This is a genomic window from Nocardia sp. NPDC055165 (assembly GCF_053606985.1).
This window is the reverse complement of the sequence record NZ_JBSGSS010000001.1, coordinates 612,717-632,678: the sequence shown is the minus strand read 5'-3', so window position 1 is coordinate 632,678 and position 19,962 is coordinate 612,717. Positions and strand designations below refer to the sequence as shown.

22 protein-coding genes are annotated in these 19,962 nt (G+C 66.8%); 17 read left to right on the top strand and 5 right to left on the bottom strand.

Features of this window, described 5'->3' with window-relative positions:
• Window positions 1-10 precede the first annotated feature (10 nt).
• Entirely contained in the window at window positions 11-1,219 is a 1,209-nt protein-coding gene (locus ACWFRF_RS03105; RefSeq protein WP_452448707.1) for an acetyl-CoA C-acetyltransferase, read from the top strand.
• A 22-nt stretch (window positions 1,220-1,241) separates the two neighbouring features.
• Here ACWFRF_RS03105 and ACWFRF_RS03100 read toward each other — a convergent pair whose 3' ends face one another.
• Window positions 1,242-1,988 carry a helix-turn-helix domain-containing protein gene (locus tag ACWFRF_RS03100; protein WP_379311995.1) on the bottom strand — a complete coding sequence of 249 codons (747 nt, stop codon included), beginning with the start codon at window positions 1,986-1,988 and terminating at the stop codon, window positions 1,242-1,244.
• Window positions 1,989-2,393: 405 nt separating this feature from the next.
• Between ACWFRF_RS03100 and ACWFRF_RS03095 the strand changes: the two genes are divergently transcribed.
• The 11 genes from ACWFRF_RS03095 to ACWFRF_RS03045 all read left to right on the top strand — a co-directional run bounded on the left by ACWFRF_RS03095 (window position 2,394) and on the right by ACWFRF_RS03045 (window position 12,599).
• Entirely contained in the window at window positions 2,394-3,284 is an 891-nt protein-coding gene (locus ACWFRF_RS03095; protein ID WP_452448706.1) for an NAD(P)-dependent oxidoreductase, read from the top strand.
• A complete protein-coding gene (locus ACWFRF_RS03090) occupies window positions 3,281-3,679 on the top strand; it encodes a nuclear transport factor 2 family protein (protein WP_452448705.1) in 399 nt (132 codons plus the stop codon). The genes ACWFRF_RS03095 and ACWFRF_RS03090 overlap by 4 nt, the downstream gene beginning before the upstream one ends.
• Window positions 3,679-4,755 (top strand): maleylacetate reductase, encoded by a 1,077-nt coding sequence (locus ACWFRF_RS03085; protein WP_452448704.1) that lies wholly within the window; start codon window positions 3,679-3,681, stop codon window positions 4,753-4,755. Before ACWFRF_RS03090 ends, ACWFRF_RS03085 begins: the two co-directional genes overlap by 1 nt.
• A complete protein-coding gene (locus tag ACWFRF_RS03080; protein WP_452448703.1) occupies window positions 4,719-5,636 on the top strand; it encodes an intradiol ring-cleavage dioxygenase in 918 nt (305 codons plus the stop codon). Before ACWFRF_RS03085 ends, ACWFRF_RS03080 begins: the two co-directional genes overlap by 37 nt.
• 192 nt (window positions 5,637-5,828) lie before the next feature.
• A complete protein-coding gene (locus tag ACWFRF_RS03075; protein WP_452448702.1) occupies window positions 5,829-7,061 on the top strand; it encodes an MFS transporter in 1,233 nt (410 codons plus the stop codon).
• A gap of 87 nt (window positions 7,062-7,148) precedes the next feature.
• A complete protein-coding gene (locus ACWFRF_RS03070) occupies window positions 7,149-8,213 on the top strand; it encodes a zinc-dependent alcohol dehydrogenase (RefSeq protein ID WP_452448701.1) in 1,065 nt (354 codons plus the stop codon).
• 312 nt (window positions 8,214-8,525) lie between these two features.
• Complete coding sequence (locus ACWFRF_RS03065) at window positions 8,526-9,281, top strand: helix-turn-helix transcriptional regulator (protein ID WP_452448700.1); 756 nt, start codon at window positions 8,526-8,528, stop codon at window positions 9,279-9,281.
• A gap of 66 nt (window positions 9,282-9,347) precedes the next feature.
• Window positions 9,348-10,262 carry an alpha/beta hydrolase gene (locus tag ACWFRF_RS03060; protein ID WP_452448698.1) on the top strand — a complete coding sequence of 305 codons (915 nt, stop codon included), beginning with the start codon at window positions 9,348-9,350 and terminating at the stop codon, window positions 10,260-10,262.
• Window positions 10,259-11,128: a CPBP family intramembrane glutamic endopeptidase gene (locus tag ACWFRF_RS03055; RefSeq protein WP_452448697.1), complete on the top strand. Its 870-nt coding sequence runs from the start codon at window positions 10,259-10,261 to the stop codon at window positions 11,126-11,128. Before ACWFRF_RS03060 ends, ACWFRF_RS03055 begins: the two co-directional genes overlap by 4 nt.
• Window positions 11,129-11,256: 128 nt before the next feature.
• A complete protein-coding gene (locus tag ACWFRF_RS03050) occupies window positions 11,257-11,694 on the top strand; it encodes a VOC family protein (RefSeq protein ID WP_452448696.1) in 438 nt (145 codons plus the stop codon).
• 170 nt (window positions 11,695-11,864) lie between these two features.
• On the top strand, window positions 11,865-12,599 hold the full coding sequence (locus ACWFRF_RS03045) for a flavodoxin family protein (RefSeq protein ID WP_378992835.1): 735 nt from the start codon (window positions 11,865-11,867) through the stop codon (window positions 12,597-12,599).
• A 45-nt stretch (window positions 12,600-12,644) separates the two neighbouring features.
• On the opposite strand, the gene ACWFRF_RS03040 is transcribed toward ACWFRF_RS03045, so the two are convergent.
• A complete protein-coding gene (locus tag ACWFRF_RS03040) occupies window positions 12,645-13,088 on the bottom strand; it encodes an SRPBCC family protein (RefSeq protein ID WP_379314922.1) in 444 nt (147 codons plus the stop codon).
• Window positions 13,089-13,343: 255 nt separating this feature from the next.
• A complete protein-coding gene (locus ACWFRF_RS03035; protein WP_379314923.1) occupies window positions 13,344-13,952 on the bottom strand; it encodes a histidine phosphatase family protein in 609 nt (202 codons plus the stop codon).
• On the opposite strand from ACWFRF_RS03035, the gene ACWFRF_RS03030 reads away from it, so the two are divergent.
• Window positions 13,951-14,352: a hypothetical protein gene (locus ACWFRF_RS03030; RefSeq protein WP_452448695.1), complete on the top strand. Its 402-nt coding sequence runs from the start codon at window positions 13,951-13,953 to the stop codon at window positions 14,350-14,352. The two genes, ACWFRF_RS03035 and ACWFRF_RS03030, sit on opposite strands and share 2 nt — an antisense overlap.
• 171 nt (window positions 14,353-14,523) lie before the next feature.
• Here ACWFRF_RS03030 and ACWFRF_RS03025 read toward each other — a convergent pair whose 3' ends face one another.
• Window positions 14,524-16,227 (bottom strand): alkaline phosphatase D family protein, encoded by a 1,704-nt coding sequence (locus ACWFRF_RS03025; protein WP_452448694.1) that lies wholly within the window; start codon window positions 16,225-16,227, stop codon window positions 14,524-14,526.
• Window positions 16,228-16,661: 434 nt separating this feature from the next.
• On the opposite strand from ACWFRF_RS03025, the gene ACWFRF_RS03020 reads away from it, so the two are divergent.
• A complete protein-coding gene (locus ACWFRF_RS03020) occupies window positions 16,662-17,267 on the top strand; it encodes a TetR/AcrR family transcriptional regulator (RefSeq protein WP_452448693.1) in 606 nt (201 codons plus the stop codon).
• A gap of 62 nt (window positions 17,268-17,329) precedes the next feature.
• Here the strand turns inward: ACWFRF_RS03020 and ACWFRF_RS03015 are convergent, their stop codons facing one another.
• Complete coding sequence (locus ACWFRF_RS03015; protein ID WP_452448692.1) at window positions 17,330-18,019, bottom strand: hypothetical protein; 690 nt, start codon at window positions 18,017-18,019, stop codon at window positions 17,330-17,332.
• A 273-nt stretch (window positions 18,020-18,292) separates the two neighbouring features.
• Between ACWFRF_RS03015 and ACWFRF_RS03010 the strand changes: the two genes are divergently transcribed.
• The 3 genes from ACWFRF_RS03010 to ACWFRF_RS03000 are packed head-to-tail and all read left to right on the top strand — an operon-like array spanning window position 18,293 to window position 19,928.
• The gene (locus ACWFRF_RS03010) at window positions 18,293-18,667 is read left to right on the top strand and encodes a YidH family protein (protein WP_452448835.1); all 375 of its coding nucleotides are present in this window, start codon (window positions 18,293-18,295) and stop codon (window positions 18,665-18,667) included.
• Entirely contained in the window at window positions 18,664-18,975 is a 312-nt protein-coding gene (locus ACWFRF_RS03005) for a DUF202 domain-containing protein (protein WP_452448691.1), read from the top strand. Before ACWFRF_RS03010 ends, ACWFRF_RS03005 begins: the two co-directional genes overlap by 4 nt.
• The gene (locus ACWFRF_RS03000) at window positions 18,972-19,928 is read left to right on the top strand and encodes a formylglycine-generating enzyme family protein (RefSeq protein ID WP_452448690.1); all 957 of its coding nucleotides are present in this window, start codon (window positions 18,972-18,974) and stop codon (window positions 19,926-19,928) included. The genes ACWFRF_RS03005 and ACWFRF_RS03000 overlap by 4 nt, the downstream gene beginning before the upstream one ends.
• Window positions 19,929-19,962 lie beyond the last annotated feature (34 nt).

Here is a 19,962-nt window from a genome sequence, read left to right as displayed (position 1 = left end):
AGGAAGAGCTATGCCCGAAGCTGTTATCTGCGAACCACTGCGAACCCCGGTCGGACGATTCGGCGGGGTGTTCAAAGACATCGCCCCGCAAGACCTCGCCGCGGCCGTGATCACCGAACTGATCGCCCGCACCGGACTCGACGCCGCGACCGTCGACGACGTCATCCTCGGGCAGTCCTCGCCCAACGGCGAGGCGCCCGCGATCGGCCGCATCGCCGCGCTGGACGCGGGCCTGGGGATCGGCGTACCCGGCATCCAGGTGGACCGGCGCTGCGGGTCGGGTCTGCAGGCAGTGCTGCAAGCCTGCATGCAGGTGCAATCGGGCGGCAGCGATCTCGTCCTGGCGGGCGGCGTGGAATCCATGAGCCGCACCGAGTTCTACGCCACCGACATCCGCTGGGGCATCCGTGGCGACGGGCCGGTGTTGCACGACCGCCTCGCGCGTGCGCGAATCACCGCTGGCGGCAGGAACTTTCCGGTCGCCGGCGGCATGATCGAAACTGCGGAGAACCTGCGCGCGCAGTTCGCCATCAGCCGCGCGGACCAGGACGCGCTCGCCGTGCAGTCGCACCAGCGCGCCGTCGCCGCGCAACGTGATGGTCGCTTCGAGGCGGAGCTGGTGAGTGTCGCTGTGCCGCAACGTAAGCGGGAGCCACTGCTGGTGCGCACCGATGAGCATCCACGAGCCGATACCGACCTCGATACGCTGGGCAAGCTGCGCCCGATCCGTCTCGGCATCGATCCCGAATCCACGGTGACCGCCGGAAATTCCAGCGGTCAGAACGACGGCGCGGCCGTCTGTATCGTGACGACACCGCAGCGTGCACAAGCACTTGGGCTGCGCCCCATGGCTCGACTGGCGTCGTGGGCGGTCGCGGGCGTACCGCCGTCCACCATGGGCATCGGACCGGTACCCGCGACCGAAAAAGCGCTCGCACGACTGGATCTCACACTCGACGACCTGGACGTGATCGAACTCAACGAGGCCTTCGCCGCACAGACACTGGCCGTCCTGCGGACCTGGAAGATCGAACCCGACGACCCGCGCGTCAACCCCAACGGCTCGGGAATCTCCCTCGGTCACCCGGTCGGCGCTACCGGCGCCAGAATCCTGGCCACCCTGCTGCACGAACTGGCCCGCCGCGAAGGCCGCTACGGCCTCGAAACGATGTGCATCGGCGGCGGACAGGGGCTGGCGGCAGTATTCGAACGCCTCTGATCCACTCGGGACCCGGTCGCGACTAGCTCTCGCGGCCGGGTTTGACCGCGGGTGGTCGCACGATGTTGGCACCGAGGAGATCCAGTGCGTCGACCGCATTCGTCACGCGCAGGGGCGATTCGGTGTCGGTCTCACCGAGCTGTGCGGCGACCCATGCCCGCGTGGGGCCGGATTCGTGGCGGCCCGCGACGAACCACACGCCGCGCGCGGGTTCGCTCGACTGGTTGACGTACATGTGCGGCCGGGTGGAATCGAAGCACAGCGAGTCGCCCGCGCCGACGGTGTACCTGTCGAAATCGAGCAGCAGCGTCAACTCCCCGGTGAACAGGTAGGCGTACTCGGTTCCGGAGTGGCGCATCGGCATTCGGTCCACCGAACTCGCGGCACCCGGCTCGTAGGTGACCAGCAGGGCGTCGACGCCTGCGTCCGGGTCGACCGCGAGCTTTTCCCACCGGACCCCGTTGGCCATCTCGAGCACCGGGTTGTCCGCGGCGCGTTGAACCACTCCGGTGGATCGGCTCGTGCCCGAGTGTCCGGCCGGTTCGGCGGTGGACTCGGCGCGGCCGTACCGCAGGCCCAGGAGATCATCGAGGGAGACCTCGAGATGGTTGACGAGGGCGTAGAGGGTGCTCACCGACGGCTGGGACTTGTTGTTCTCGATCTGGGAGAGCTGGCTGGCGGAGATGCCCGCCGCGGCCGCCAACCCGCGCAGACTCGAACCTCGATCCAGACGCGCCTGCTTCAATGCCGGCCCGATCCTGTCCTGCATCAGCGCACCTCTGTTCACTCGCCGAAACGAAATCAACTATCAGTGAACACTACGGGTTCACTATGGATGAACACTACCTGTGGCGCGTGGTGGATTCGGATAGTCCCCGTCTCGACGTGCCGTTTCGCGGGAAACTTGCCTCCCGAAGTGCATCTTCTCGATGGTTCGAACATCGGCGGCGGGTCTCCCTCGATGTGGCGACCGTTGTTCCGTGGTTGACATCACTCTCTATATGTTTAATGATACTGAACACATTCACGGTGGCTTCAGCCCCGTTCCCCGTCATCGACGACGAAGGAGACTCGTGTCTTTCCCGATTGCGCGACTTCGGTCGACCTGCTTTTCTCCGCCTCTCACCACCGCTCACCGATTCGCGGCGACCGTCTGCGTAGCGGGGGAGGGGCCGTGCTGATCGGATTCGCGGGCCTGGGCCGAATGGGCAGGCCGATGGCCGCCCACCTGGCCGCGGCAGGGCACACCGTTCTCGCCTATGACCCCCATGTCGAGCAAGCGCCCGAGGGGGTCGGTCTCGCCGACTTCCCCGACGCGCTGGCCGCCGCCGCGTTGACGATCAGCATGCTGCCCGATGGTGAATCCACGCGCGGCCTGGTGATCGAGGGTCTGCGCACTGTCGCGCCCGGCCACCTGCACATCGTGATGGGTACCGTCGGCCCTGAGGTCGTGCGCGAACTCGCCGACCTGCCGCACCTAGCGGTGATCGATGCGCCGGTGTCGGGCAGTGTGTCGATGGCCGAAACCGCCGCCATCACCACGATGGTCGGCGCCACGCCGGAACAGTTCGAGCTGGCGCAGCCGGTCCTGGCCGCGATGACCACCGCCCAGTTCCATGCAGGGCCGGTCGGCTCGGGGTCCACGGCCAAACTCGCGGTCAACGCGGTCCTGGCCGGGTTGAGTCAGGCTGTCGCAGAGGGACTTCTGCTCGCCGAAGCCGGTGCCCTCGACCCGACCACGTTCTACGACATCCTGCGCAACAGCGCGGCGGGCGCACCCTATGTCGGTTACAAGCAGCAGGCCTACCTCGCGCCGGAGTCGACCCCGGTCGCGGCGCCGGTATCGCTGATCCGCAAAGACCTCGGCCTGGCTCTCGCGCTGGCCCACCGCCACCGGCTGATCCTGCCCGGGTCCGAAGCCGCGTTCGCCGTCCTCGACGATGCCGTGGCCACCGGGCTGGGACAGGCCGACATGGCCGAAGTCCTCACCGTCCTGCGCCGCCGCAACGGCGTGATGTTGCGCGAAACCCTGTCCACTGCACCACAGACCGGAGCCCTCTCATGACCGATACTTTCGCTACGGCCGAGATCGAATCGACCATCCGCTCGCTCGAGGACGCACGCTACGCCGCGGTGGTGGCAGGCGATGTCGACGGCTTCGCCGCGTTCGCGCACCCCGAGTTGCTCTACACGCACTCCAACGCCGTGGTCGACACCCTCGACAGCTACCTGGAGAAACTGCGCACCGGTTTCTACGTCTACCACCGGATCGAGCACCCGGTACACAAGATCGTCATCGTCGGCGACACCGTACTGGTCTCCGGTGAGATGCGCGCCGACATCACCGCCGGTGGGGTGCGCAAACAACTCGCCAACAGCGCGCTCGCGGTCTGGGTGCGCGACGGCGATCGGTGGCTGCTGCTGGGCTACGGACCCACGGTCATCCCGGGAGCGATCTGATGACCCAGTTCACCTATGACGGCCTGCCGGGGCGGGTCGTCTTCGGCGCCGGTGCCGCGCGCACCCAACTACTCACCGAGCTCGACCTGCTAGGCGCGCGCCGCGTTCTGCTCATCGCCACCGATGCCGAGAACGGCACCGCGACACAGCTGTGCGCACCGTTCGCCGATCGGGTGGTCGCGACCTTCTCCGAGGTTCGTCCCCATGTGCCCGCCGAGGTCGCCGAGCTCGCCCGCAAGGTCGCACTCGACGCCGACGCCGACGTGGTGCTGTCGGTGGGCGGCGGCTCGACGACGGGAACGGCCAAGATCGTCGCCCTGACCACCGGTCTGCCGGTGCTCGCTGTGCCGACGACTTATGCCGGCTCCGAAGTCACCCCGGTGTGGGGTCTGACCGAGCGTGGGCGCAAGACCACCGGGACCGATCGGCGGGTGTTGCCCAAGACCGTCGTCTACGACCCGGAGCTGACTCTTTCTCTGCCGGTGGAACTTTCGGTCGCCAGCGGACTCAACGCGGTGGCGCACTGTGTCGAGGCCTTCTGGGCGCCACGGCGAAGCCCGGTGTCCAGCGCGGTCGCCGAAGACGGCATCCGTCACCTGGTGAACGGGCTGACCACCATCGCGTCCACCCCGACCGGCCTGGCCAGTCGCGGTGAACTACTACTCGGCGCCTACTTGGCCGGATCGGCGTTCGCCGTCGCCGGATCCGGGCTGCACCACAAGATCTGCCACGTCCTCGGCGGGGCGTTCGACCTGCCCCACGCCCACACCCACGCCATCGTGCTGCCCTACGTACTGGCTTACAACGCTCCCAACGCGAGCGAGGCCACCGACCGGATCGGCCGTGCGCTCGGGCGAGTCGACATCGTCGCCGGACTGCGTGAACTTGGTGGTGAGGTCGGTGTACCGGCGGGGCTACGTGAGCTCGGCATGGACGAGTCCGGCATCGACGACGTGATCGACGACATCCTGGCTATCGCTCCCGCCGACAACCCCACACCCGTCACTCCGGACGGACTCCGCGCGATCCTGCACGGCGCGTGGGCGGGATCCGAACCCACCGGGCCGACGGCATGAGCGGCGACCCGGCTACCGCCGTCGACAAGGAACAAGCCGTCACCGAGGAGGTGCTGGCCAGCTTCGACGCCACCCCCGATCCTCGGCTGCGCGAAGTGATGCACAGTCTCGTGCGCCACCTGCACTCCTTCGCTCGCGACGTCCGGCTCACCGAACACGAGTGGGAGTCGGCTATCGAATTCCTCACTCGCGCAGGACATATCACCGACAGTCGGCGTCAGGAATTCATTCTGCTCTCCGATGTGCTCGGCCTGTCCATGCTCACGGTCGCCATCAACGAACCCGCCGAGCCCGGCGCTACCGAGTCGACGGTGTTCGGTCCGTTCTTCGTCGATTCCGCACCGGAGATTCCACTCGGAGGCGATATCGCCCGGGGCGCAAAGGGTCTGCCCTGCTACGTATCCGGCCAGGTCCGCTCGGTCGGTGGCGAACCGATCGAGGGGGCGCGCATCGAAGTGTGGGAAGCCGACTCCGACGGCTTCTACGACGTCCAGTACACCGACGACCGCTCGGCCGGTCGCGGCTGGCTGCGCTCGGGTGCGAACGGCGAGTACCGATTCTGGTCGGTACTGCCCGCGCCGTATCCGATTCCCCACGACGGCCCGGTCGGCGACCTGCTGACCGCGACCGCCCGCGGCCCGATGCGCCCCGCGCATCTGCACTACATGGTCACCGCACCGGATTTCCGGCCCCTGATCACCCATATCTTCGTCGCGGGCGACCCCTACCTCGACTGCGACGCGGTGTTCGGAGTGAAGGAGAACCTCGTCGTCGAGGCTGTCCACCACGCCGACACCACCGCTCCTGACGGGACGCATCCGCCGGACGGCTGGACGAGCATCACGTTCGACCTGGTGCTGGCCACCCACGACGGCAGCTAGCGCCCCGTCACACACACGACCGGACCCGTCGAGGTCCGGATCGAACGGCACCGCCGTGCCTTTCGCCGGATTACACACCGGCAGGCGATGACTCGGTGCCGGTCAACTGTGCAGCGAACACCCGTTCCCTGCAATTCGAAGATCACTGCTGCCCGGGCACGACCCCCAGCAGCTCACACTGGAGGTACAACGATGCGACGTACACGTTGGATCGTGCTCGGCGGGTGTTTCCTCGCCTACCTGTTCGACGCTTTGGAAATCGTCCTACTTTCCATGGCGCTTCCGTCCATTCGTAAGGACTTGGGCATCACGATCACCCAGGGCGGCCTGCTGGCGACCGCCACCCTGGTCGGCATCGGTGTCAGCAGCGTCCTCGGCGGCTATGTGGCCGACAACTTCGGGCGCAAGAAGGCACTGCTCGCCGCGCTGAGCATCTTCGGCATCTTCACCGCCGCCATCTACGTGGTCCCGAGCTACGAGGTTTTCCTGCTGCTGCGATTCCTTGCCGGTATCGGGCTCGGCGCTGTCTGGAGCGTGGTCTCGGCCTACGTGGTCGAGACGTGGCCCGAAAAGCACCGTGGTCGCGCAGCCGCATTCGTGATCAGCGCCTTCCCCGCCGGTGGTGCGATGGCAGCCACGATCTCGGGCTGGTTCCTGCCGGATTGGCGACTGATGTTCCTGGTGTCGGGCTGTGCGGTCGTGCTGCCGATCGCGATCGTCGCGATCTTCTTCTCCGAATCCGCCACCTGGGCAGCTCAAAAGGCCGACAACGCCAACGATGTCGTCTCTGTGCGCGATGTCCTGGGTTCCTCCCTGCGCCGCAGGACACTGCTGGGCACCCTCATGGCGGCTCTCGCGCTGTTCGGCTACTGGGGCTCGATGACCTGGCTGCCCACCTACCTCACCACTGAGCGTGGTCTGGCTACGACCTCGGTCGCGCTGTTCATCACGATGCTGAATCTGGGAATGTTCCTCGGCTACAACGGTTTCGGCTACCTCGCCGATCACATCGGCCGTCACCGGACGATCATCATCACCTTGCTCGGCGTCACGCTGACACTGCCGATCTACGCACTCACCACCCAGGAAACCGCCCTGCTGTGGATGGGGCCGCTGTTCGGCGCGTTCACCGCGTTCTTCGGCCTGTTCGGCTCCTACCTCGGGGAACTGTTCCCGACCAGGGCCCGCGCGACCGGTGCCGGCTTCTGCTTCAACGTCGGCCGTGGTGTGTCGGCGCTGGCGCCGTTCGCTCTGGCCGGACTGGCGGCGAGCATCGGATTCCAGGGGGGTCTCATCGTGTGCGCGGGCTTCTTCGGCCTTGCCGCGGTGGTGGCGTTGTTCCTGCCCCGCGGCAGCACTGTCACCGATGACGTTGTCGCCCAACCGGTTACCGACCCACGCGACGGAGAACCCGTCAAGGTGTGACACAGATGGTCTGGGTCGCCCATGGCGACCCAGACCATCTGTCGGCATCCGAACCCTGTCCACCATCTCGACGAGGAAGACACTGCTGTGCCATCGACGATGCAAGCCGCCGTCTACTACGGCCCCCGCGATATCCGGCTCGAAGAAGTCGACATCCCCGCTCCGGGCACCGGGGAAACACTCCTGCGGGTCCTGCGCTCGGGAATCTGCGGGACCGACGCCTCCGAGTGGACCGCCGGACCGAAAACCTTTCCCGTGCAACGCCGCCACCCCCACAGCGGGCACCTCGGCCCGATCATCCCCGGCCACGAATTCGTCGGCGAGATCGTCGAAGCCGACCCGGGTTCCGGCCTCACCGAGGGCAGCCTGGTCGCCAGTGGCGCCGGTGTCTGGTGCGGCAAATGCCGACGATGTGGCGAAGGCCGAACCAACCAGTGCACGCGGTACCGAACCCTCGGGCTGAACGTCCACGGCGGGATGGCCGAATTCGTCGCCGTCCCGACGAAGACACTGCGTCCGTTGCCCACCGGGTTGTCCCTGGACCACGCCGGACTCGCCCAACCCCTGTCTGTCGGCATCCATGCGGCTCGCCGGTCCGGTGCGCGCGAGGGCGACAACGTCGTCATCATCGGTGCCGGCGCGATCGGCTCGTTCGTCCTCGCCGGTCTGCGGCACCTCGGCGAGTTCGACATCACCGTCATCGATTTCCCCGGCAGCCGCCTCGACCGCGCGCAACGTCTGGGCGCCGATCGCACCCTCACTCCGTCGGAGTCCATCGCTGCCGATGTCACTGACGCACTCGACGGCCGCAAACCCGACGTCGTGATCGAGGCAAGCGGGGCGCCCGGCCAGCTGGCGGCGGCACTCGAGATGGTCATCGACGGCGGCCGTGTCCAAGCCGTCGGCATTCCCAAGGACAAGCCCGCCCTCGACATGCACTCGATGATCTTCCGCGAGATCACCCTCGACACGACGTTGGCCCACGTCTGCGACACCGACCTCCCTGCCGCATTGCACATCCTCGCGGCAGACCCGCTGCTCGGCACCGAATTCGCCGAAACCCCGGTAGGACTCGCGCATCTGGGCGCATCACTGGATCGGCTCGCCGCCGGGCAGGTGGAAGGCAAGATCCTTATCGATCCTGGCGCGTGACCGGTTCCGGACAAGCTTTGCGCCGGGATCAAGGCCCCGGCGTGGCGGCGGACCCGCAGGGATGGCAGGCAGATCGACTCGATCGCTGGCGGCCAGAACCAGTCGCCTCGCACCCGCCGGGATGCGCCGCCGTTGTTCGACGGGTGGACCGGCAACCTCCAGTTATCCCTGACCTACAGGGATCGTCCCAGACTCGATGACGCCGCCGGACCCGTCATCCATCCTGACCAGATGGCCATCCACGGTGACGTTTCAGGGGCCGCCGTTTCGCGGCCGTGTCGGAGCGCTCCCGTGCCGCGTATATTTCAGCCGATGCACGCGTCCGACGAGCGACAGCCATTGATCTCACGGTGGTCCGGCACAGGGCGCATGCGTCCCGGTGTACTCGAGATCGAGGGTCCGCTGGGAAGTTTGCCGGGACATTCTCACCACTCCGTGCAGGTGGCCGTCGCCCACCAGGGGACGTTCGTCATCGAGGATCTCCAGGGCCGTCAGCGACGGACGAACGCGGCGATCGTTCCCGCCGATCAGTCGCACGCGTTCAGCGCCGCCGGCGCCTGGGGCGTCGTGGCGCACGTCGAGCCCGAGTCGTCTCTGGGCGCCGAGCTGATCGAGCTGGTCGACGATCCGTCCCACGCTCGTGCCTGGGATCACGCGGGACAGACCCTGATCAAGGGGCACAGCGCGTACGTGGAGGGGCGCCTGCGCTCTCCCGGGAACACCTCGCACCCGCTTCATCCGGGAGTCGCCGCCGCGCGCAGCCACCTTCAGACCGAGCTGGACTCACGACCCATCCGGCTTCGCGACCTCGCCGCGACCGTTCATCTGTCGGAGAGCCGGCTGTCCCATCTCTTCGCCCAGGACCTCGGAATCACCTTCCGGGCCTACGTGAGATGGCTCCGGCTGCTCCGGGCGACCGCAGCGGTCGCGCAGGGCCGGACGCTCACCGATGCGGCTCACCTGGCGGGGTTCACCGACAGCTCCCATCTCACGAGGACGTGTCGCCGAACCTTCGGCGGCCCTCCCACCGCGTTCAGCACGATCCGCTGGGAGATCCTGCCGACCTAGCAGGTTGGTCCAATCCTGGACCGAGGCGAAGCGGCGAGGCTCGAGCAGACCCGAAAGGAACTGCTCGTGAACACATCACCCATCTTCGACTCCTTCACACCGGACGGCGGCGGCCCCCGACTCACCTCACTCCACTGGGTCCCGAGCGGGCCCGCGCGGGCCAGTGTCGTCATCATGCACGGTCTCGGCGAGCACGCCGCCCGCTACGACAGCACGGCTCGGTTGTTCACCGCGGCCGGCTTCTCCGTGCTTGCCATGGACTACGAAGGATTCGGGCGATCCGAAGGACGCCGCGGCGACGTCCGATACCAGTCGACGGCGCGGGCAGTGGACCATCTCATCGCACACGAGCGTGCGCGAACGGGCGGCGCGCCGGTCGTGCTGTACGGCCACAGCCTGGGCGGGCTCTACGCGTTCCTCTACGCAGCGGACCGGCCGGGGACGGACGTGGCCGCGGTGGTGGTGACCGGACCCGCTTTCGACTCGGAGCTGCGGAATCAGCGGCTGAAGGTGGCCGTGGTCAGGAGCCTCGGCGGCGCCTTCGCCACCCTGACGTTGCCGAACGGGCTGCGGTTCGAGCGTGTCAATCGCGACCCCGGCGTCGTCGCCGAACGGTACGCCGATCCCTTGGTCCATGGGCGAGCGACCGCACGCTTCGCGATCGATGTCTTGGCACAGATGGATCGCGTGGCATCGGCTGCCACCCGAGTCGCGGTACCACTACTCGTGGTTCACGGCGACGCCGATCTGATCAATCCGCTCTCCGCCAGCCGCCGGGTGGTCGACCTCGTGCCGTCGGCGACGCTGAGGACCTGTCCGGGCGTCTACCACGGGTTGGAGGAGGAAGCCGAGGGGCCGGCCATCCTGGCCGACGTCATCGCATGGATCGACCGGACGCTGGCGGCCTTCGCCGGCCAGGCGCCGGTGGTACCGGTCCAGCCCATCGACCCGCTCATCGAGCGCGAGGAGGAGCAGTCATGACGACAGTCCGTGCGCGCGGTAGTGCTACCGGATCGAATTTCCTCGAAGTCGCGTGGTTCTTAGCGATCGCCATCGTGCTGTGCTACACGCTGTCTGTTCCGATGGTCTTTCGGCTGGTCTCCACGGACTTCGACAACCTGATCGTTCCGATCCTGCAAATGACCCCGCTGCTCGCGGCGATCATCATGTGGCTCGCCCGACGACCCGGAACGTTCGGCGAAACTTTCGCCACCGGGTGGCGCGGCACACCCAAGTGGGCAGGCATCGGCATCGGCCTCATCACCGCGATCGCCGCCATCCAGGCCTGCATCGCACTGGCATCGGGGATCTGGCCGCTCAACCCGCTCGACCAGATCTTGGCGGCGACAGTATGGGTCGTTCCGGTCTTCCTCCTGCAGTCGGTCTTCGCTGTCGGAGAGGAGTTCGGCTGGCGCGGCTGGCTGGCGACCCGCGCCGCGTCATGGGGATTCTGGCCGCTGGCCCTTGCCAGCGGTGTGGTCTGGATCGTCTGGCACCTGCCGGTGATCGCCGTGATCAGAGACCGCCCACCGTGGGACATCGTCATCTATTTCGCGGGCATGCTGCCGTGGGCGCCGCTGCTTCTAGCACTTCGCTGGCGGTCGGGGAGTGTCTGGCCGGCAGTCATGACGCACGGAGCGATCAACAGCGTCCGGGTGTACCTGCTGCAATCCGTTCCCGATGCGACAGATCATCTGCTCATCGAAGTGATCGGCTGGGTGCTGACGCTCGCCGCTGCGCTGTGGCTGATGCGCACGAGCCCAGCGCCGGTCGTCCAGGGCGCCGTTGGAGCTCGCGCCCGTCCACAGTTCGGCGGCGGCGAAGAGCGGGTATCCCAGCGGCCCTGACCAAGCCTGCGGCGTGAGCGTCGTTCCCAGGCGGGGCCGGGCAGTCGCTGGTCGCACCGCGGCGCAGCGAGTGTGTCAACAGATCGGTAGTGGGAACGCGCACGGTAACTCGAACCGAAGGAGCCCTCGTGACCAGTCGCCCAGACCTCCCCGCACCCGAACAGGGTCTGATCCTCACCCATTTCCTGACCGTGCGCGATGTGGTCCGCTCGCGCGATTTCTACGCCGACATCCTCGGCGGCCAGGTCGTTCTCGCGGAAAATCCGGCTATCGTCAAGGTCGCCAACAGCTGGATCATCATGAATCCCGGCGGTGGACCAACCCCGGACAAGCCCGACATCACACTGGCACCGCCGACGGCCGGCGAGGTGGTCTCGTCGTTTCTCAACGTGCGGGTCGCCGACATCGCCGCTTTCTATGCCGACGTCACCGCCAAAGGCGCACAATTCTTGACCGAGCCGCTGGACCGCAAGGCCGAACTACGGTGCTACCTGCGTGACCCCGACGGCTACCTGATCGAGGTCGGTCAGGCCACCGGGATGCTGAAAGGCATCTTCGCCGACTGACCGACACGCCGCCGTCGCTCGTTCGCGACGAAATCCGCCGCGCTCCAGCGACTCGAGTGATCGAACAGTCACACCAAAGAGATGGGAGCACCAGTGCCGCACCACAACCCCCGCGACTACCACCGCCCACTGCTTTGCCGGGTGCTCGGCCTTCGAGTCGGGCCGAGGCGATGACCGGGCCCGAGGCGGTGACCGAACCGGGCCCGCGCTTCGACGATCTGCGCGCGCTGTTCATCAATTGCACGCTCAAACGTTCGCCCGAGCCCAGCAATACCGACGGGCTGGTGCGGTTGAGTGCGCAGATCATGCGTCGGCGCGGTGTCGAAGTCGAGGAACTGCGCGCGGTCGACCACGATATCGCGACCGGAGTGTGGCCTGACATGACCGAGCACGGAGCCCCGACCGATGAATGGCCGCAGATCTTCGCGCGCGTGCTCGACGCCGACATCCTGGTTTTGTGCGGCCCGATCTGGCTGGGCGACAACAGTTCGGTGATGAAACGGGTGATCGAACGCCTCTACGGATGCTCGTCGCTGCTCAACGATGCCGGTCAATACGCTTACTACGGGCGGGCAGCGGGGTGTCTGATCACCGGTAACGAAGACGGTATCAAGCACTGCGCGATGAATATCCTCTACAGCCTGCAGCACCTCGGATACACCATTCCGCCGCAGGCCGATGCCGGATGGATCGGGTCGGTCGGTCCGGGTCCGTCCTATCTCGATCCGGATTCGGGCGGACCGGACAACGATTTCACCAACCGTAATACGTCGTTTATGACCTTCAACCTCATGCACGTGGCGGCCATGCTGCGGCGCAACGGCGGAATCCCGGCCTTCGGAAACCAGCGCAGCGAGTGGGACGCCGGATGCAGGCCCGACTTCGACAATCCGGAGCACCGATGAATCACGCCGAGGAACTGGGATCCGGATCCGCGACGCTGGTGACAGTCAGGACCCGATGCGGTTGTCGAGACATTTCAAGACCCAGCTGAACCCGGCCGACGCGATGAGTTTGCCGGCGGGACCGAACACGAATCCGATACCCCGCACGGGTGAATCGAACTCCGATGTCCAAGTGACAAGGGTCGTGCCTGGCGAGGTCGACTCGAACTCGACCCGGCCGAGTTTGTGCTGCAACGGTGGCCGCGCCTTGCGGATCCTGTACTCCATCAGGACGGGCCGGTCGAAGGCGGTGATCTCCTCCCGGAACCAGGCGATGCCGGCGTTCACCTCGCGGATCGCGCCGAGCCCGTTCGGTTCGGTGTCGCCGGGCCGGACCACAGCGGCCGACACGATGCCGGGCACCAGCGCCAGCGCCGCATGGTCGGTGTAGGCGTCGAACACCGCTTCGATCGGGGCGTCGATGCTGCGTTGCACTTTCACGACGGTCATGGACAGAAATCCCTTCGGTTCACCACGGTCCGGCCTGGACCGGGACGGGTATCGCTGGCGCGGGTGGTTGCGCTTCGGCGGTGACCGTCGCGCGAGCATCAGCGCTGTGGACCGTGCGCTCGGCCGGCGCTTCCCTGACTATGCCAGTGCCCCGCCGCGGTGGACGACTGCGCCACGGGCGCTCCTGGGCTGAGAGACAACCGTGCCCCGGTGCCATCGATTGTGTCGGTGGCATCCGGGGCACGGAAGGGTGAATCAGCCCAGGTCCGGGTGGCCGACCCACTCGACAATCTTCCAGCCCTTCTGCGGGCTGCCCTCGAGGACGACGCGGCCGCCGTTGCGCATCGGATCGGTGCCGAGTTTGCTCTTGTCGGCGTTGGCGGCGTTCATCATCGACCAGAACATGATGGTGCCGCCGTGCGAGAAGATCACCGGGTTGGCGCAGCCGCGGCGCTGCACATCGAGCAGTGCCTGATCGACGCGGCCGTCGAACTCGTTGCCGTCGATGGAGCCTGGAATCCGTGCGCTCAGGTCGCCGGAGAGCCACTTGATCGGCGCCTGTAGGTACCCGGACATCGCCTCGGCCTCCGGGGTGCCCTCGTACTGGCCTGCCTCGATCTCCCGGAAACCGGGCTGAATGTCGAGGCTCAGGTCCTGCTTTGCGACGGTCGGTGCCGCGGTCTGCTCGGTACGCACCATGTTGGACGCGAAGGCGCAGTCGTAGTTCTTGTCGCCCAGCTGGATGGCCAGATTGTCTGCCTGTGACCGGCCACGTGAGGTCAGGTCGGGTCCGGGCACCTTGGTGTCGATCAGGCCGGAGGTGTTACCGAGGGACTCGGCATGGCGCACCAGGGTGATGACCATGTCGCCGCTGCTGCCGGAGCTGCTGCCGGAACTGCCGAAGTCGATATCGGCGGACGCGACGCCGCTGGTAGCGCTTGTGGCCGCGACCGCCATCACGGCAATGGACAATCGAAGAGGTCGAATTCGCATGGGTGGTAATGCCTTTCATTGTGGCGAACGCCAATTCCGGTATGTCGAAGAACCGGAATTCGGAGTGTCGCGTCTCACAGAAGCAGCTACTTGCCCGAATCAAAGACGGGGTATCCCGTTCATCGGGAGCTTTCGCGCACTGGACCGCGCAGGCGAAACCACCGGTAGCGGCGGTGCGAGCGGCATGTCGACTCACGCGACCCGCTCACCCGGCCGTTTCGATGCCGCCGATCCGGTGTGCACGGCGATTTCCACAACCTCGGTGCCGTGATATCCAACGCGGCGGCCATGTCATTGGAGGTGAGTGCGCGAGCGCGGCCCTGAGCCTGTTGCGATCAGCACCGAGGAGATCAGGTTGTGGATTGCCGCGATGTCGGGGTCGCTCTTTGCATCGGAAGCCGGTCACCGCACGACGAGGGCCGACTCGCCGCGACCCGGCCCTTCATGGATCTCGGCGTATACCGCTGTGGGGCGAGCCGTCCGTCTCGGTCGACAGCACCACGTCCGCGACCGTCGTCAAATGTGGACGGCCGCCGTCGGTGCTCATCTGCTCCAGCACGAGGCGGCTGGTCCGGCCGCGCAGATGCAGCGTCGCTATCTGGTTGCCGAAGAAGGGGCCGGTGACCCGACTCCACTCGACCGACACCGGGGGAACGGTGGACACCCGGTCCAGGAGGAAACGCGTCACCCGTTCGGCGGCCCGACTCCACGAGACCCGGAAGATCGCCTTCATGGCGGTCGGAACGTAGTTGTGCATCGGCGAACAGGTCAGCTGGTAGACCCGGGATCGCACGGCGTCGGGGAACTGCGCTTGCGCGGCATAGGCGTGGTGAACGTCGCCGGACAGCACGCAGATCGTGGCGGGCGCCCGTCCCCCCGGGCTGCTGCACTGTCCGCGCCCGACGCGGGCGACGAGTTGGGCGAGCCGGTCGAATGACTCTCGGAACGCGGCCCAGTGTTCCAGATCGGCTGAACGCCGCAATCTTTCGGACCATCCGGCCACACGTCGGCCGCGGACCCCTGAGGACATGCGCTCATTCCACGACTCCAGGTCGTGGAGGGCGCGCGGCAGCAGCCACGGGAGCGAGCTCCCCACCAGCAGGTGGTCGTAGTCGCCCTCGGTCTGTCGTTCGATCCACGAGAACTCGGGCTCGGAGACCATCGACCGCGTGCCGCCGCCGAGTATGCGTCCGCACCGGGAATCGATGACGAGCAGCCGGGTGGTGCCGAGATCGCGGCGATACGACCATTGCGCACCCTTGGCGCCGTCGGCTTCTTCGTCCGCTGCGGACGCGAAATCGCGGAGTAACTCCGCGCAGTCGCCGCCCTCGGATCGGATCCGCTGGTAGAGCTCGTCGTCGGCCAGGGCCGCGGGCGAGAGGTTGCCCAGGTGCTGGTAGATCCAGTACGACGACAACGCGCCCACGATGCGTTCCTCCCACCAGCCGGTGGCCTCGATCTCGTCACGCCACGATGTCGAGGTGTTCCAGTCGTCGATGACGTCGTGGTCGTCGAAGATCATCGACGACGGAACCGTGGACAGCAGCCAGCGCACCTGCGGGTCGGACCATGACTCGGAATAGAGCCACGTGTACTCCTCGAAGTTGCGGATCTGGGCGCCCGGCGGTTGGTCGAGGTCGTGCACCTCGTCGATGCGCCGGAGGATCTCCGGGGACAGCTCATCGGCGTAAACCTGGTCGCCGAGTAGCAACAATGCGTCGGGCAGATCTTCGGGCGGGCGTTGCATGACTCGCCGCGCATAGGCGTCGAGAGCGTCGGCGTCGAAGTGGTCGTTGTCCTGCGTCGCGGTCGGTGTGGCGAATCGGCACGAGCCGAAGGCGAGGATCAGATCGGCGTCGCCTCTGAGCGTGCGAATGACGGACGGGTACGGGGCGTCGGGCAGCGGCCAGACGCGCGTCCCATCGAGACTGACCTCGTACCGCGTGACGGAACCGGCCGCCAGTCCTGTAATCAGGACGAGAGCGTAATGGTGTCCGGCGATGGTCCAGGTGTGTTCGTGGTGGCCGAGGACCTCGACAGTGCACGGTGCGGAGGTCTCGACCCAGACGGTGGCGTCGCATTCGCCGACGTGACGCAGCAACGGACCCAGAACCAGCTCGCTCCTGAATTCCGGCAGCCGTGCCATCAGTCCAGACTATGTCGTGGACCGGCTGTCGAGCAGGGGCATTCTGCCCCCCAGGCGGGATTCGTCGGATTCCGATGAACGCTACGACGACACACTCGATCGCGTGATCGGCCTGCTTTCGCGACTTAGCTCGGTGTGGAAGCGCCCCACAGAAACCCACACTTGTGACCGGAATCGGTCGGGCACTCGACGGTATCGACACCGCGCAACCGCCCGCCCGGGCGATCGCGGATATGACGGACGCGCTGTGGGCTGTGGGCGACGAGTTCCAGTTGCTGCTGCGCCTGGACGAAGCCGGGTCGCGGGCCCGGATGGCTGTGATGCGATCGGTTGGACCACACGGTTGCTCGGCAATGCTTGAACGTGATGACAATATTTGTTCACGTTGTCTATCTCGGTAGGATCCCGATGAGTGCCCAGGGAAAGGTCTTGCAGTGGCTGAGGATCGTCGGACCCGTCGTACGCGTCGGCTGCTCAGGGAAGCTTTCGTCGCGCTGGTGCTCGAACGAGGCTTCTCCGGGGTGACCGTGGAGGACATCACCGAGGCGGCCGACCTGGGCCGGGCAACGTTCTACACCCACTACGCCGACAAGGACGCGCTGCTCGATCACCTCGTCACCGAGTTGATCGAAGAGATGCAGCGCAGGCTGCAGCCGCTGGTCGCCGGTTCGGTGAGAGGCTTCACCGGTAAGCCGGTATTGGAGTTGTTCCGGTACGCGGCCGAGGAACGTGATGCTTTCCGGGTGGTGCTGCGTGGGGCGGGGGATGGGCGCGCCTTGCGTCGTTTCTCCGACGATCGCAGTGGTGCCGCGGTGGAGATCTTTTCCGCGCGCGCGGCTGCTCAGGGGGTCGAGTTGCGTATCGATGCCGAGGTGCTGGCGCGTGCCTGGGTGGGGGAATTGGTCGCCACGCTGTCGTGGTGGCTCGAGTCGGAGAGCACGCTCAGCGCCGAGGAAGTCACCGATCAACTCCTGAATCTGTCGCTGCGCGGCCGGTATTGGGCGTCGGGCTTCGATGACGAACCGCCGCCGCGTCCTTGACCACGCGTCGCAGGGATGCGGACCCTTGTTTGTCGCCGGGTCCGCATCCTGGCAGCGGCGACTCAGCGGGTTTCTGGGGTAGCCCGCGGCATGGGGGAATTGATGGTGGCGAAGTACTGCAGGGCTGAGGCCAGCGCGACGGGTGCGGCGACGAACAGTGTTCCGCCCAACGCGCCGACCGGTGCCATCGCCAGTGCCCCCGCGACGCAGCCGGCGAGCGGCCCGAAGATCGCGGTCAGGACCGCGGTGGGGGCTGCGACGACACCGCCGACGACGCATCCGACGCCACCGGCGAGAACGCCGCCGATGATGGCGCCGACCATGACACTGAAGCGGATCTGACCGTCCATCTTGGTGAAAGCCTCGCGGTCGCGTTCCTCTCGGGTGCGTGCGGCGACATCCTCGAGGGAAGCGATCGCGGTGGCGGTGACCGCGCGAGCTGGGTCGGTGACCGGCGTGAGCGTCGCGGTGCGACCCTCGACGGTTGCCTCGATGGGCAGGATCTTGTCGTCGAGGTGGAACGACAGGGGCATGCTCGCCAATAGCTGCCCCTGCTGGCCTTTGACCTGCAACCGGTCTTGGTCGATGAGCAGCGAGCCTGCGTCGACGGTGACTACGGCCGACTTGCCGGACTGAGTCGCGGCGTAGTGCACCTCCGAGGTGGGGGTGGGCTCGGCATGGGCGATTCCGGTTGCCGCGGCGACAGCGCCGACAGTCAGTAGCGCAGCGGCTGCGGCTGTCCTGAAGTGCATGGTGTTCGAATTCCGTTCTCTGCGAGGGCAACTGAAGTACGCCCGACGGCCGTCGCCGCGATCCACTGTCTTGGACATAGTGTCGGTAATAGACGTGGTGTTTACTAACGGGCGACAAGCGCAAGACGCTAGCCGTGGGCCATGTCACTCGTCAACCCTGAATGTGTCGTGAGTCACGAATATCTGAGATCTGCACATTCGCTCGACACGAAGGCCAATTATGGGCAGTATGTCCAATAACTATTGGGTAGATGTGAACGAGGACGTGTGAACGTGGCGAGTGAGAACGCCGACCGAGACGAGTCGCCGAAGGGCAGCGCGATCGAGCCGCTGGACTACCGATTCAGCCTGGCCAACGAGCGGACGTTTCTGGCGTGGATCCGAACCGCACTCGGTCTGCTGGCAGGCGGGGTGGCGGTGCGGACCCTGGCAGAGCAGTTCTCGACGTCAGGGTTTCGTCGTGCCATCGCCGTTTCCTGCGCGGGCTTGGCGGTGGTGATCGCGGCGGTAGCCCTTCGGCAGTGGCGACGCGTCGAGACCGCGATGCAGCGCGGCGATCACCTGCCCGGATCCGCGTTGGTCCCGGTGCTGGCAGTCGGAGTCACCGGTGTCGCGCTCGCGGCGGGCACCGCGGTGTTGGTGTCATGACCGTATCGAGGGTGTGGGCGCCCGACGCGGGTCTGGCTGTCGAGCGGACCGTGCTGGCGTGGCGGCGCACCACGCTCGCGGCAGTTGTCGCGTTCGCCATCGTCACCCACGCCGCCATGACCAGCCCTACCGCTTGGCTGATTGCCGCAGCAGCGGCACTGGTGCTGGTCGTCGCCGCGATCGCCTGTCACCTGCGCGGACGTGCCCTTCGCGCACGCAGCCCCCGCCCCATCGGCGTGGTGGTCGCGACCACTGCTGTCACGGTTGCATTCTCCGCGGCAGCCACCACGATCGGACTGAACCTGTGAACTGCTGCGCTCCGAGGCCTGACCGGGACGACAACGTCATCCCACCCGCGAATCCGATCAGTGCGTCAGCTGCGGCCCTTGCGGGTACCGGCCCCGGCGATATCGGGACACTGTCACATCTGGTCGCGGTGGCCGGTGCGCAGTTCGCGATGGGTAGTGCGGGCCCGGAGTGCTACCGCGCCGATGGCGAGGGACCTGTGCGTCCGGTGCGGGTGCACAGCTTCGAGATCGCCGCGCACACCGTGACGAACGGCCAATTCGCAGCTTTCGTCTCCGCGACCGGCCATACCAGTGATGCCGAGCGCTTCGGCTGGTCCTACGTTTTCGCCGGGTTCCTGCCCGCGTCGCTGCGGCGCGTCGCTCGTCGCCCGGACGCCACGCCATGGTGGTGTGCCGTGCCCGGCGCGAGTTGGTGGGCGCCGGAAGGCCCTGGCAGCGATATCTCCGCACGCGCCCAGCACCCGGTCGTCCACGTGTCCTGGCGAGATGCGCAGGCCTACTGCCGATGGGCCGGGACCCGGTTGCCGACCGAAGCCGAGTGGGAATACGCCGCCCGCGGGGGCCTGGACCAGGCACGCTACCCATGGGGAGACGAACTGGCCCCGGACGGATCCCACCGCTGCAATATCTTCCGCGGACGTTTCCCGGCGCACAACACCGCCGACGACGGATACCGCGGAACCGCGCCTGTGGACGCCTTCGCCCCCAACGGTTTCGGGCTGCACAACATGGTCGGCAACGTGTGGGAGTGGTGCGCCGATCGCTGGAGCACCGATCACCCGCGCGGCCTCGTGGACAACCCGCGAGGCCCTGTCGACGGCACGACGAGGGTGCTGCGTGGCGGGTCGTACCTGTGTCACGACAGCTACTGCAACCGCTACCGCGTCGCGGCCCGCATCCACAACGAGCCCGACTCCACCAGCGGCAACACCGGATTTCGCGTGGCCCGCTGATCGATTTCCACCATGCCCGGGCGACCTCGGCCCT